General features: G+C 47.3%; 14 protein-coding genes. 9 read left to right on the forward strand and 5 right to left on the reverse strand.

Annotated elements, in window-relative coordinates; genetic code table 11:
* Positions 1-47 precede the first annotated feature (47 nt).
* Positions 48-632, reverse strand: coding sequence for a DUF1287 domain-containing protein (locus OGH69_RS08320; RefSeq protein WP_265174003.1), 585 nt, complete (start codon positions 630-632; stop codon positions 48-50).
* Between the two features lie 91 nt (positions 633-723).
* On the opposite strand from OGH69_RS08320, the gene radC reads away from it, so the two are divergent.
* The gene (gene radC / locus OGH69_RS08325) at positions 724-1,422 is read left to right on the forward strand and encodes a RadC family protein (RefSeq protein WP_265174004.1); all 699 of its coding nucleotides are present in this window, start codon (positions 724-726) and stop codon (positions 1,420-1,422) included.
* 2 nt (positions 1,423-1,424) lie between these two features.
* Here radC and OGH69_RS08330 read toward each other — a convergent pair whose 3' ends face one another.
* From OGH69_RS08330 to OGH69_RS08340, 3 genes are all read right to left on the reverse strand, one after another.
* Entirely contained in the window at positions 1,425-2,333 is a 909-nt protein-coding gene (locus OGH69_RS08330; protein WP_265174005.1) for a helix-turn-helix domain-containing protein, read from the reverse strand.
* Between the two features lie 37 nt (positions 2,334-2,370).
* Positions 2,371-3,411 carry an NAD(P)-dependent alcohol dehydrogenase gene (locus OGH69_RS08335; protein WP_265174006.1) on the reverse strand — a complete coding sequence of 347 codons (1,041 nt, stop codon included), beginning with the start codon at positions 3,409-3,411 and terminating at the stop codon, positions 2,371-2,373.
* Between the two features lie 135 nt (positions 3,412-3,546).
* On the reverse strand, positions 3,547-4,191 hold the full coding sequence (locus OGH69_RS08340; RefSeq protein WP_265174007.1) for an NAD(P)-dependent oxidoreductase: 645 nt from the start codon (positions 4,189-4,191) through the stop codon (positions 3,547-3,549).
* A 202-nt stretch (positions 4,192-4,393) separates the two neighbouring features.
* Between OGH69_RS08340 and OGH69_RS08345 the strand changes: the two genes are divergently transcribed.
* The 6 genes from OGH69_RS08345 (at position 4,394) to OGH69_RS08370 (ending at position 8,822) form a co-directional block, all read left to right on the forward strand.
* Positions 4,394-4,792: a hypothetical protein gene (locus OGH69_RS08345; RefSeq protein WP_265174008.1), complete on the forward strand. Its 399-nt coding sequence runs from the start codon at positions 4,394-4,396 to the stop codon at positions 4,790-4,792.
* A 93-nt stretch (positions 4,793-4,885) separates the two neighbouring features.
* On the forward strand, positions 4,886-5,515 hold the full coding sequence (locus tag OGH69_RS08350; RefSeq protein ID WP_265174009.1) for an ABC transporter ATP-binding protein: 630 nt from the start codon (positions 4,886-4,888) through the stop codon (positions 5,513-5,515).
* Positions 5,512-6,891, forward strand: a complete 1,380-nt coding sequence (locus OGH69_RS08355; protein WP_265174010.1) for an ABC transporter permease — start codon at positions 5,512-5,514, stop codon at positions 6,889-6,891. Before OGH69_RS08350 ends, OGH69_RS08355 begins: the two co-directional genes overlap by 4 nt.
* Positions 6,884-7,372, forward strand: coding sequence for a hypothetical protein (locus tag OGH69_RS08360; RefSeq protein ID WP_265174011.1), 489 nt, complete (start codon positions 6,884-6,886; stop codon positions 7,370-7,372). Before OGH69_RS08355 ends, OGH69_RS08360 begins: the two co-directional genes overlap by 8 nt.
* The gene (locus OGH69_RS08365; RefSeq protein WP_265174012.1) at positions 7,372-8,061 is read left to right on the forward strand and encodes a YjjG family noncanonical pyrimidine nucleotidase; all 690 of its coding nucleotides are present in this window, start codon (positions 7,372-7,374) and stop codon (positions 8,059-8,061) included. Before OGH69_RS08360 ends, OGH69_RS08365 begins: the two co-directional genes overlap by 1 nt.
* 2 nt (positions 8,062-8,063) lie before the next feature.
* The gene (locus tag OGH69_RS08370; protein WP_265174013.1) at positions 8,064-8,822 is read left to right on the forward strand and encodes a hypothetical protein; all 759 of its coding nucleotides are present in this window, start codon (positions 8,064-8,066) and stop codon (positions 8,820-8,822) included.
* Positions 8,823-8,914: 92 nt separating this feature from the next.
* On the opposite strand, the gene OGH69_RS08375 is transcribed toward OGH69_RS08370, so the two are convergent.
* Positions 8,915-10,192: a replication-associated recombination protein A gene (locus tag OGH69_RS08375; protein WP_265174014.1), complete on the reverse strand. Its 1,278-nt coding sequence runs from the start codon at positions 10,190-10,192 to the stop codon at positions 8,915-8,917.
* A gap of 121 nt (positions 10,193-10,313) precedes the next feature.
* On the opposite strand from OGH69_RS08375, the gene OGH69_RS08380 reads away from it, so the two are divergent.
* Both OGH69_RS08380 and OGH69_RS08385 read left to right on the forward strand, forming a co-directional pair.
* Positions 10,314-11,102 carry a rhomboid family intramembrane serine protease gene (locus tag OGH69_RS08380; protein WP_265174015.1) on the forward strand — a complete coding sequence of 263 codons (789 nt, stop codon included), beginning with the start codon at positions 10,314-10,316 and terminating at the stop codon, positions 11,100-11,102.
* A 161-nt stretch (positions 11,103-11,263) separates the two neighbouring features.
* A complete protein-coding gene (locus tag OGH69_RS08385; protein ID WP_265174016.1) occupies positions 11,264-14,002 on the forward strand; it encodes a fibronectin type III domain-containing protein in 2,739 nt (912 codons plus the stop codon).
* Positions 14,003-14,104: the final 102 nt, after the last annotated feature.

A 14,104-nucleotide genomic window follows, 5' to 3' on the forward strand; every position in this document is an offset into this window, starting at 1 on the left:
TCTATGTTTTTATTAAGAAACAAATCGTTCTTTCTTCGTGTAGCTTTTTAATATGCAGGAGCATACCTGTAATGCCCGGTTACCTTATAATCAAAAAGGCAGTCCTCAAGATTTTGGCCTCCGCCAATGTTGTGCACTACCATGTAACCGCCACTGTTTTTAGCTGATTTCTTATCCACCACAATGCCAATGTGCGGCAGGCTGCCCGCGAGCATCCACGTTACCAGGTCGCCCGGTTTATAGTCGGAAGCCTTATCGGTTACCGGCAACGATTTTCCTTTGCGGGTGAAAAATGTCTGGAGGTTGGGCACACGGCGGTGGTCGATATTGGTATCTGTACTTTTGAGCCCCCAGGTCTTAGGATATTTGGAGAAGTTGGCCTTCATATCCTCATGCACTTCTTTTTGGAGGTCGATGCCCAGCTTTCGGTAAGCGCGGATCACCACATCAGTACATACGCCAATGTTTTTGGGTACGTCGCCGTTAGGATAGGGGATATTGCGGTAGGCACCATCGTAGCGTACTTTATCTTTTGTAAGGAGCAGGGCAGCGTCGGACAGCTTTTCATAAAAGGTTTTTTCAACCGGCGTGACGGCCAGCCCGATAAGGAATAAAAGGACAAGGTGTTTCATGGTTTTGGTTTTAAAGGCAAACGGCAGAATATTTTACATTAGTGTGCTAACAGTTAATAATTTACTTAAATTCGTGTAAACTCCTTTAACCATGGAAGAAACACAAGGTACCTTTTCAATAAAATACTGGGCCGAGGATGACCAGCCCCGCGAAAAGCTCATGCTCAAAGGCAAGGCTGCATTAAGCGATGCCGAGCTGATAGCCATCCTGATCGGATCGGGAAGCAGGAATGAAAGTGCCGTAGAGCTAAGCAAGCGCATCCTCGCCAGTGTAGATAATAACCTCAATATGCTAGGCAAGCAGTCGCTGCAGCAGCTCATGAATTTTAAGGGTATTGGCGAGGCCAAGGCCATTACCATTGCCGCCGCCATGGAGCTGGGCAGGAGAAGGAGGGAAGAGGACGTTGTCGACCTGAAAAAAATCACGTCCAGCCGGGCAGTGTTCGAAATCATGCAGCCCATTATAGGCGAGTTGCCTCATGAGGAATTTTGGATATTGTACCTTAATAATTCCAATAAGGTCATTTATAAGTCACAATTAAGCAAGGGCGGCATAACGGGCACTGTGGTAGATGTGCGCATCGTGTTCAAAACAGCGTTGGAGCATGGCGCAGTAGGCATCATCCTCAGCCACAACCACCCTTCCGGCGTGCTGCAGGCCAGCGAACCCGACAAGCAGATCACCCGCGAGCTCAAAGCTGCAGGCCGGACCCTTAACATTAATGTCCTGGATCATGTCATTGTGACCGAAACCGGCTATCTGAGCTTTGCCGATACGGGGATTTTATAGCATTAATTAAACTGCTTCCTGTATTCTAATGGTGATATATTCGTCTTGTTTTTAAACAGCTTGTTAAATGATTGCGGGTACTCAAAGCCCAATCGATAAGCAATCTCGCTAACGGATAAGGGGGTAGTAGTCAGGATTTCCTTAGCCTTATCAATTAATTTATTGTGGATGTGCTGTTGGGCGCTCTGACCTGTGTAAGTACGCAGCATATCGCTCAGGTAGCCGGGTGATACGTTTAGCTTTTCGGCAATATCACGAACTGTGGGCAGCTTGTTTTGGGTGTTTTCAAAATGGCTTTCAAATATGTTTTCCACCTTTACAAGCAGGTCGTTGTGTGCCGTTTTTCGGGTCATGAACTGCCGTGCATAAAAACGGTTGGAATAATTTAGAAGCAATTCGATGTAAGAAAGGATAAGATCCTGGCTAAAGCTGTCGATGGCGGAATGATACTCTTGCGCAATGTTGGCCATAATGCCTTCAATTATTAATTCTTCCTTTTTTGACAGGTATAGTGCCTCGTTCACACTATACGAAAAGAAGGCCTGGTTCTTCATCGTTTTTGCCAAAGGTGAATTTTGGATGAAATCCGGATGTATCAGGAGCATTTGGCCGCCACGCGGATTGTCGCCGGGGCCGCTTTGGTAGCATATCTGTCCCGGCGCGATGAAAGACATCATCCCTTCATCAAAATCATAATAGCCCTGGTCGTAGTGAATTTTACCCAGAAATTCTTTCTTGATGGCTATAATATACATATTGATGACCATCCCGCGATCCCAGTTGGCCGCTGAAGGTTCAACATCCTTAAAGCTGATCATGCTGATAAGCGGATGTTCAGGGCCCGGAAGGTTGAGGTAGCGGTGCATCTCGGATACCGAATTGACATGTACAGGCGGTTGGCTCAATTTCATTTTTGAGTAATAATGTTTAGTGTAAAGGTAAGTTTATTTACAGCGTTTTCATATCAATTACAAAACGGTACCGGACATCGCCCTTCAGCATGCGCTCAAAAGCGGTATTGATGTCTTTTATATTAATGAGCTCAATGTCAGAAACAATGTTGTGGTTTGCGCAGAAATCCAGCATTTCCTGGGTCTCGGGCATTCCGCCGGCGCCGGATCCGGCAACTGTCTTATTGCCTGATGCGAGTGTAAACGCTGAAACATCCAGCGGCTTGGCAGGCATTCCTACATTGATGTATGTACCGTTTGTCCTCAGCATGGCCAGGTAAGGCGCGATATCATGGTCGGCAGCTACTGTATCCAGAATAAAATCGAAAGCGGCAGTTACGGTAGCGGCTTCTTCAGGGATACGGGTCACCACAAAGTTATGAGCGCCCAGGGCTTTCGCATCCTTACGCTTGGATTCCGATGTGCTCAGCACCGTTACTTCTGCCCCAAACGCCAGGCCGAACTTTACGCCTAAATGGCCAAGCCCTCCCAATCCTACTATCGCGAGTTTATGCCCTTTACCTACGTTCCACTTGCGCAGTGGCGAATAGGTAGTGATGCCTGCACAAAGCAATGGCGCAACAGCGGCAAGATCGAGCTTTTCTGAAATAACATGCACATAGCGCTCGTGTACTACTATAGTATTGCTATATCCGCCATATGCAGGTTTCCCTTCGCGGTCAGGGTTATTGTAGGTAAGCACGCCGCCATCGAGACAAAACTGTTCCTGTCCGTTGTCGCAGTTTTCGCAGTGGCGGCACGAATCTACCATTACGCCAACACCCGCTGCATCACCGGTTGTAAATTTTTGCACATGGCCGCCCACGGCAACAACCCGACCAACAATTTCATGTCCGGGCACCATGGGGAAAAGGCCGGGAAACCATTCGTTTTTGGTCAGGTGGTAGTCGGTATGGCAAACGCCGCAGTAGAGTATTTCTATTTGTACATCATGTGCGCCCACATCGCGGCGTTCAAATTCCCATGGGGCAAGGTCACTTTCTGCATTTTGCGCGGCATATCCTTTAGCTGGTATCATATCGTTATATTTTTAGGCTGAATTATTGGCAAATGTCACGATTATTAGCATCTGTAATGTATCCACATCACCTGAGGTTGTATCCGGATTGCGGTTATATAAAAAAGACGGGCCTTAAAAGCCCGTCCCATTCAATTATTTATCAGCGATAAAAGGTGCTGCCTTCAGGTATTGCCTGTCGTCCAGCTGCCCGACAAGGAAGTGGGCAAGGCTTGTGGCGCTTATGCCATCGCCGGGGCAGTCGTGCAGTGCAATGCGAATTTCCGGCTGATCATCCGTCAGTGCAATGAGAGGAAGCCGTACCATTGTCCAGTCCAGATTGCTCTGCAGCAGCACTTCGAATTCCTGCTGCTTGGCTTTCGTCGATTCGGGATAATTGGCATACATCCAATCGGTCGCCATTTGGGTTTCAGGGCTTTTTTTGTCGCCCGGCGCATTCACGTTAAGGCCGGTCGTCACTACATACCTGTTTATTCCGTGCTTTTTCATGGCAGCAATGACATTGTGAGCAGCCGTAATGAAAATATCCTGTGCACTGGGCGGGATGCCCAGTCCCAAAGTGCTTATTGCAGCATTGCATCCTTCAAATAAGCGGTCTATAGAAGCGGGGTCGGCCACATTGCCTACAACCACGTTGGCCAAAGGGTTATCCAGGGTAAGGTGTTCGGGATTCCTTACCAGCATATTGAACCTGTACCCAAACTTTATAAGTTGGCGTACAACATATTGCCCGGATTTTCCGGTGCCGCCTATTACGGCAATCTTTATATCTGTTTTCATGAGTTGCTTTATAAAATTAAATACTTATTTGCTCCGTAAAAATCTACGGAGATGCAAAGCAGTGCTTTGCGGTCGCGGGTATTTTATAAAGCCATTGTGATGCGGTAAATATACAAATAATTCATAATTCACTATTAGCAATTTGTTAATCTCCATGATGCGGCATTTTTATTGGAGTAACTTTATATAAAATTGCACTGCTATGTATAATTACACCATGACCTTTGTATATGACGGCGACTTCGACCTGCCGGATGCCCCCGATGTCCGCGACAGCGAACTTCCGCGTATGGTTTTAGAGAAGATGGAACAGGGATATTTCCAATTGGTAGATTTTAATCTCTCCGAAAATTACGACCGCCACATCATAGATACCTACATCAAAGACCCGGCCCTGCACCGTTCGGTCCTGGAAATACGTCTTGATATGAGCCGCGCTGACATGAAATCGCGCGATGCTATTTATGCCCGCTGCCTTCAGGCCATGCGTGACGGAGAGTTATCCCTTATCCGTGCCCATGAAAACGATGACCCTGACCTGGGTTTGCTCCAAAGCCTTATTGTTTTTGAAAGGAAGGACAGCTATAGCGAGACGGCCTGATGCTTTTTCGTAACATACAAGTACAGCATTAACATTCCTGCTTTTTGATTTTGCCTTTATATTCCCTAACTTGCAGGGCATATAACCATTGGCATGATCAGCACAAAAAACATACGCTTTTCTTACGGGAAAGGCACTGATTTTAATTTTCCGGACATCGCCACCCTGCGGGGGGAAAGCCTGCTTATTACAGGTGGCTCAGGCAAGGGGAAAACTACGCTATTGCACCTTCTGGGCGGACTGCAAAGGCCGCAGCAGGGCGAAATAATCATAGAAGATACCAATATCGCCGCACTCTCAGAAAAGAAGCTCGACCATTTCCGGGGCAAAAATATCGGCCTTGTGCTGCAGCAGAATTATTTTGTGGCATCGCTCAATGTGCTCGAAAATGTAGTGCTGGCCTCGTGGCTGGCAACCGGCAGGCAGGCTACGCAAAAGGCAAAAGAACTTTTGGAGCAATTGGGACTGAGCGATCATTTGCACAAACTGCCATCGCAACTCAGTATCGGGCAGCAGCAAAGGGTGTCCATCGCCCGTGCGCTCATCAACGGCCCAAAGCTCCTATTGGCTGATGAGCCTACCTCGAGCCTCGATGATGAAAATGCATTTACAGTAGCCGATATGCTCGATTCCCTGGCAAAGCAATATGGTACTGCACTGGTTATCGTAACGCACGACCAGCGACTCAAAGACCGTTTCCGTAACCAAATAGCCCTGTCATGATTACAAGAATAGCCTGGAAAAACATTTGGTTCAAGCCGCTCAACACATTGTTAAGCATCATTCTGCTTACAGCAAGTGTGGCCATCATCACGTTGCTCATACTGCTTGAGGAACAGTTCGAAAAGAAATTCAACGATAATATCGAGGGTATTGACCTTGTGCTTGGCGCACAGGGCAGCCCATTACAGCTAATACTCTCATCGGTATACCAGGTAGATGCCCCTACGGGAAACATTGACTACGCCGAGGCAAAGACCTGGATGCGCAAGCCTATCGTAAAAACCGCCATTCCGCTTGCTTTCGGCGATAATTACAGGGGCTACAGGATTGTTGGTACTACACCGGAATACCTTGATCATTTTGGTGCCAAGGTGGCAACCGGAAAAGTATTTGCTAAAAACTTTGAAGTTGTTATAGGCAGCGAAATTGCGCAAAAGCTCGATATTAAGGTCGGTGACAAATTCTTCGGTTCCCATGGCGATGCCGAGGAAGGCGATGTGCACGACCACCAGTCGTATATTGTAACGGGAATCGCTTCGCCTACAGGAAAAGTGATCGACAACCTGGTGCTTTCCAACATACCGAGCGTTTGGGCGATGCACGACCACGGCGAAGCCGAAGGCGGGGAAGGGGATGAGCACGATCATGACCACGATGCCGCAGGCGAAACGCACAGCCATGACGAACATGACCATGCTGCCGAAGAAGGCGCGGAACATCACCATGAAGACGGGCACGACCACGACCACGACCATGCTGCAGAGGCGCACGATCACGACCACGAAGATCACGCCCATGACCATGAAGAAGTCCAAATAAGTGAAGAGGGCAAGCAGATAACTTCTGTGCTGATCAAATTCAAAGGCCCTGTCGGTGTTGCGATGTGGCCAAGGATGGTGGCGCAAAACACCAAAATGCAGGCAGCATCCCCGGCTATAGAGATCAACAGGCTGTTCACGCTGTTCGGCATCGGGTTGGATGCATTGCAATACCTGGCCTACGGTATCATGCTCATCAGCGGCATCAGTATATTCATCGCGCTATTCAATACATTGAAGGAACGTAAATTTGAATTTGCCCTGCTGCGTGTCAATGGTGCCAGCCGCCTTCAGCTGCTGTCGCTGGTGCTTATAGAAAGCCTTCTTTTATGCGTTACGGGATTCATCTTTGGAACGATTGTTGGAAGGATTGCATTAAGCCTGATATCCGGCTCGTCGGAAACGGAATTTAAAATGTCGTTCAACCCCCTTGAGTTTGTTTGGGAAAAAGAGGGATATTTGTTCCTGCTCACTATCTTTGTAGGCATTTTGGCGGCGGTTATACCGGCTGTAAAGGCATACGGATTAAATATTTCAAAAACACTTGCAAATGCGTAAGACATTTTTCATTGCGGCACTTCTCCTTTCCGGGTTTTTCCTGGCATCGGTAGGTTCGCCGTCTCAAATAATATCAACTAAAGAAACCGCAACAACCGTTGCTTCGGATACGCTGACCTGGAAGCTGCTGGGCCAGATAAAGTATGTAAAGAAACCAAGTGCAGATTATCCTGAAGGGGTAATGTTTCCTGTGGTAAACAGCACCCTGAAGGCCAAGAACAAAAAACAGATTACCATGAGCGGGTTCATTATCCCGATTGATAATAAGAACTACGCGCTGAGCAAGAACGTATTTGCGTCATGCTTCTTCTGCGGCCAGGCGGGCCCGGAAACCATCATGGGTATCAAGTTCAAGAACCCCAACATGAAGCTGAAGACCGACCAGTACGTAACGCTTACCGGTACCTTCCGCTATAACGACTCTGATGTGGACGACTGGATTTACCACGTAGAGAATGCTGTCATCACGAAAGGTAACTAATGAGGATAACCGATAAAAAAGCCGTTTTTTTTGATCTCGACCATACATTGTGGGATTTCGAGAAAAACTCGGCCATAACTTTCCGCACCATTTTCGATAAGCACGGGCTGGACCTGGACCACGAACGGTTCATTGAGCTATATGTTCCCATTAATGAAAATTACTGGAAGCTTTTTCGCGATGGCCTCATAACGCAGCACGAATTGCGGTACGGCAGGCTTAGTGAGGCGTTCCGCCAGGTGGGGTATGAGGTAAGCGACGAATTGCTCCATACACTTGCGGCAGAATACATCAGGCACCTGCCCGAGAGCAACCACCTTTTTGAAGGCGCTATCGAGATTCTAGACTACCTTAAGCCAAAGTACAGCCTGCACATCATTACCAATGGGTTCCATGAGGTACAGGCAGGAAAGCTGCGCAATTCCAACATAGAGCATTATTTTGAAACCGTAACCAACAGCGACATGGCGGGCTGCAAAAAGCCCCATGCCGGTATATTTGAATTTGCGCTAAAGGCAGCCAACGCGGAAAAATGCCACAGCATCATGATAGGCGATTGCATTGAAGCCGATGTGCAGGGTGCCCTGGATTGCGGCATTGATGCCATATATTTTAACGAATTCAGGAAGGACGCGCATCCTTCCGTAACCCAGGTACACCACCTGCTGGAACTCAAGAACCTGCTTTAACTATGAGAAAGATATTTTTACTGCTCGCCCTTATGATTGCGGGTACAGCATTTGCCCAGGAAAACCCGGTAAACAATTACAAATACGTAATCGTTCCCAGAAAATTTGAATTTTTTAAAGAGCCGAACAAGTATAACCTGAACGAGCTCACCAAAATGGTTTTCGAAAAATACGGATTTACAGTGTTTTTTGCTGACGAGAAACTGCCAGACGAACTGGCGCTTGACAGGTGTAAGGCACTATATGGCGACCTCGACAACGATTCCGGCCTGCTTGCAACCAACGTTTATATTTTATTAAAAGACTGTAGCGGGCAGGTAGTATACAAATCGGAAAAAGGAAATAGCAAGATAAAGGATTATAAAAAGGCCTATTATGAGGCCCTCAGGGAGGCATCGGCATCAATGGCATCTTTGAACTATAAGTATAATGGTACCGGCTCCGTAAGCACAAAAGCTATGGTTGTTGAAGAAGTAAAATTCAAGCCATTGCCGGATGCTGCCGCTACAACTACACCCGCGACCGTTACTCCGGTAGTGAATGACAACCAGCTTTTCGCGCAGCCTATCGCCAATGGTTACCAACTGGTAGACATGACACCCAAAGTGGTACTGAAAATGTACAAGACCTCGCAGCCGGATAATTTTACTGCGCAGGGCGAAGGTAAAAACGGTGTGGTATTCAAAAAAGGCAATGAATGGTTTTTTGAGTATTATAAAGATGACAAGCTGGTCTCAGAAAAACTGAATATTAAGTTTTAAAGTCATAAAGTCATAAAGTCATAAAGTCGAAAGGCGTAAAGTTGGTGCTCGCGGCGTTATGACTTTATAAACTTTTAGACTTTATGACTTTCCTAATACCCATACTTTCCCTTCCATCTCCTGCGGAGAAATTCGCGGTCGGCATTTTCGCGGCTGCTGTTTCCGGGTTCGTAAAACGCGGTATTTTTAATTTCATCGGGCAGGAATTCCTGTTCGGCAAAATTGTTATCGTAATCGTGGGCATACTTGTATTCGTCGCCATAGCCCAGTTCCTTCATCAGTTTAGTAGGCGCATTGCGCAGGTGCAGCGGCACCGGCAGGTCGCCTGTTTGTTTTACAATGCTTTGGGCTTTGCCAATGGCCATGTAGGTAGCATTGCTCTTGGGCGATGTAGCCAAATATACTGCGCACTGGCTCAGGATTATCCTTGATTCCGGATAACCGATGGTTGATACCGCCTGAAAGGTATTGTTTGCCATGATAAGTGCCGTAGGGTTGGCATTGCCTATGTCTTCGGAAGCCAATATGAGCATCCTGCGTGCAATGAATTTCAGGTCCTCACCGCCTTCTATCATTCTCGCCAGCCAATACACTGCGCCATTAGGGTCGCTGCCCCGCATCGATTTGATGAATGCCGAAATAATGTCGTAATGCTGTTCGCCCGTTTTATCGTACAGCACCGTATTTTTCTGTGCAAGCTGCATTACCCGTTCGTTAGTAATCGTTATATCATCCCCTTCGCTGGCATTGATCACCAACTCAAAAATGTTCAGCAGTTTCCTGCCATCACCACCTGAAAGGCGCAGCAATGCTTCAGTTTCTATCAGGTTAATGTTCTTTTGCTTCAGGTAACTGTCTGTTTCCATAGCGCGGTGCAGCAGCGCTTCCAGGTCTTCTTTGGTAAAGGCATTAAGCACATATACCTGACATCTTGACAATAAAGCCGGGATAACTTCAAAGCTTGGGTTTTCGGTAGTAGCACCTATCAACGTTACCCAGCCTTTCTCTACTGCTGCCAGTAGCGAATCCTGCTGCGACTTGCTGAAACGGTGGATCTCGTCGATGAATAAAATAGGGTTTTTAGCGGTGAACATACCACCGCTCTGCTTCGCTTTATCAATCACCTCCCGTACATCCTTTACGCCGGCATTGATGGCGCTCAGGACGTAGAAAGGGCGGTTGCTTTCCTGTGCCATGATTTGTGCCAGGGTAGTTTTTCCTGTCCCGGGAGGCCCCCACAAAATCAAAGAGGGGATAATGCCCCTTGCTATTTGGTGGGTGAGTGAGCCGGTTGGCCCCACAAGGTGCTGCTGGCTGATGTATTCTGATAAATGCTGTGGGCGTATGCGTTCTGCTAAAGGTGCTTCCATGTTGTAAAATTACGGATTATTAGTTTATTTTCTAATACCGGAAGGGTTGCAGGCGGTTAAAATTATCACTGCCATTTTAACAGGAAAATATTTTTGGTTATGTTTTTGACTTGCCAAGAGCATGAAAGACAACAGGGACGACCATTTGATATTTTCGCCTTCGGTAGTGGCATGGCCCCTCTATTTTGTGCTTATACTATGGTTTGTATATTGGGTGGAAGTGCGTTTCAATATTTACCTGAACGATTTTGGGATTTATCCGCGTACACTTATTGGACTTAGGGGCATCGTGTTTAGTCCTTTCCTGCACGGCGGCCTGGAGCATCTTTATAATAACTCTGTCGCTTTGCTGGTACTCATTGCAGCTATGCGCTATTTCTACAGGCGGCAGGCGTTGCAGGTAATTGGTTATGGGATACTGCTTTCGGGTTTCTTTACCTGGCTGATAGGGAGGGAGTCCTACCATATTGGGGCAAGCGGGCTCATCTATGTTTTAGTGAGCTTCATCTTTTTTAAAGGTATCCAGACAGGGTATTACCGGCTTGTAGCGCTTTCGTTGATGGTAGTGGTACTTTACGGCGGGATGATATGGTATATATTTCCCGATGTTGAGCAAGGTATTTCGTGGGAAGGCCACCTGGGCGGGTTTGTAACCGGGCTGTTTTTTGCGAGGATTTATAAAACCCCCGAATTTAAAACCCCAATCCTTTACGACTGGCAGCGGCCTGATTTTGACCCTAAACAAGATGCTTTCATGAAGCGCTTCGATGAGAATGGCAATTTTGTCAATCCGCCAAAACCTGAAGATATTGAAGTGGTGGATTATGAGATAGTGAGGCCGCCGCAGCTTCCGCCGGTGATTTACAACTATGTTATTGTTCCTGGTAAAAACGGGGAAAATGCCTGTTAAAAATTTTTTATGAGCCGTGAAAGTGCCCCGATGTTAAATGAATAAAATTTAACACAGGGCGCTTTTTATTAGCATTAACGGTTAGTAAACATAAATACTTCTTAATCGTCTTCTTTTTCATTCGGGATACTTTTGTGCCATTAATAAAACACACAACATCCATGAAAAAGTTCTACTTATTCCTGATGGTGCTTTGTGGTATAGGTGTAAAGGCCCAAACTTTATTCCCTTACCTGCAGGCACCGTCGCAAACTTCTATTTATGTCAATTGGAAGACATCGTCCAACCCCGAATCGATTGTAGAATATGGCACTTCGGCAGATGCATTGACTAACATCGTAAACGGTACCAACACCGTTATGTCGGACACCGGCTATCCAGCCAACTATTTTTACCACACCGTGCAGGTAACGGGGCTTACTGCCAACACTAAGTACTATTATCGCATCAGGACGGGTAATGACACTTCGGCTGTTTACAGCTTCAAGACACTTCCTTTGCCGGGCCAGGCGGCTACTGCCGATGGGCACCTGCGTTTCCTTGTACTCGGCGACAACCAAATGCGCAACGAGCCGAGGTTCGACTCGCTGGTTTCGGCTGCCAAAAGGAAAATTGCCGAAAAATGGGGTTCAGAAAATGATCCCGCCGATAACATTGCCCTTACGGTAATGGTGGGCGACCAGGTAGACGTGGGTACGCTCGACCATTATGAGAATGTACACTTTAAAAAGAACAAAGGGCTTTCGGGCTACCTGCCGATACAGACATTGGTGGGCAACCACGAGACGTATGGTACGCTTGCCATGCAGGCCTATTACGACCACTACATCCTCGACGGTATGTCGTATCAGGGCATATCTTCGGGTACCGAGAATTACTACGCCAACCAGGTGGGCAACACCCTGTTCATCGCCATGGACACTGAGCATACCAGTGCGGCACAACTGGCCTGGGTAGCCCAGGTGGTAGAAGCCGCAGACAATGATGCCACGGTAGACTGGATCATTTCTCTTGGCCACAGGCCGTACCAGGCAGAGCAGTATGTGGGTGACATTTCACCATGGGTGCGCAACAATGCCATGCCGTTGCTTACCGCTTCATCCAAACACATATTGCACATAGGCGCTCACCACCACCTGTACCACAGGGGGCAGCTGAAGAATACGCCAACCTACCAGATCATTTCCGGTGGTGTGGCATGGGACCAGTACTGGGGCATGGCCGTAGAGCAGAATTTTGACGATGTGCAAAAAACCATTTCCAACTGGATTTACCAAATCATCGATATTGATGTGAACAACGGCACGTTTGATGTGGAAGCCTACTCTATAGGTAGTGTGTACCAGTGGAAGAACAACCAGCTGATGGACGAATTCCACAGATACCTTGGCCTGGAAGCGCCTGCGCAGCCGCAGATAACAAATCAGCTTAACGGTAACGATGTGGAGCTGCCGCTTACCCTCGAGACAACGACCTACGCTACTGAAAGCGGCCAGGAACTGAACTCTACACAATTCATGATTGGAAAGACGCAGGATTTCAGTATCATTGAAAAGGACGTGTACCGTGACTATGAAGACCTTTTTGGCCCTGTTGGGACGCAGGTGGACAGTACGGCCAACATCAACCTGAATGTGGATATTACCAAACTTACGCTCGCTTCCGGCGATATGCCGAACGGCCAGTATTTTGTAAAGGCACGCCACCGCGACCGCAACCTGAACTGGAGCGAATGGAGCGAGGTGAAATCATTCAACATTATAAACAGTACGTTTGCTAATACATTGATACAGCTGGATACGCTGGCTTATCTTCCTAATACGCCGATTATCGTTTCATTTTCAGATACTCCGGGCAACAGCACCGATTGGATAGGCCTGTACCGCAACGACCAGACTCCGGGATCAGCAAGTCCTTCACAGCTATGGGCGTACACAGGTGGACAGGTAAGCGGCACCCATACCTTTACGAACGGCCTTACGCAGCCCGGATGGTATTATGCCGCCCTTTTTGAAAACGACGGCTACACTGAGATTGCTGACAGGATTTATTTTTATGTCGGCCCGAATGTAGTACTTACTACTAGCCAGCCGGCATACCAAACGGGGGAAACAGTTACGGTAAACTTTATCGATGCACCGCACCTTGCGCAGGACTGGATTGGGATTTATAAAGTTGGGCATGTGCCCGGACAGGTCAATTCAACCGATTGGGATTATGTTACTTCTGCTCAGGGAAGCTTTACCTACAGCGGTCTGGCAGACGGCTACTACTATGCACAGTACCTACTGCAGGACGGCTACAATGCGGTTGGCGAAAAGGCCTTTTTCCAGATAGGGACAATGATCACGCAACTGGCCATCAACAAAACGGTGTATAACCTGAACGAGAATATCATCGCCACATGGACGGATGCACCGGGCATTATTAAGGACTGGATTGGTATTTATCACGAAGGCGATGAGCCTAATGTTGACCCGCTGGTAAGCTATACGTATTTTGATGGGCAGCCGGAAGGTACGATGGCATTGCCGGAGGACAAGCTTCCAACGGAGCCGGGAGGATACTTTATCGTAATTTTTACAGACGATTCGTATAATGAAGTTTCCAACAGGATCAGTTTCCAGGTGGATAATACAGCCGGTAATGAGGAGTGGCAGGGGCAGGACGCACTGATCGTGTATCCTAACCCGGCAAAAGCAGGAGAGCGTACCTTCATCAAATCGAAATACCGTATCGACCAGATTGATATGTTTGACATGACGGGCAACCTGTTCTACACCTCCAAAAACGTAGAGGATTATAATTTCTCACTGATCAATCAAAGCCTGCCCACAGGAACCTATATCCTGAAGGTACATTCCAATAAAGTATATACAGTTAAGATCATAGTTAACTAGTATAGGTTAAGTTAGTAGTTGTAATTCAACAGGGGCGGCCATTGGCCGCCCCTGTTTTTTATTTAAAATTGAACGATATAGATTAAGGACCTTGCATGATGC

The sequence above is a fragment of the Flavobacterium sp. MFBS3-15 genome (genome assembly GCF_026107645.2).
Classification (GTDB): Bacteria; Bacteroidota; Bacteroidia; order Flavobacteriales; family Flavobacteriaceae; genus Flavobacterium.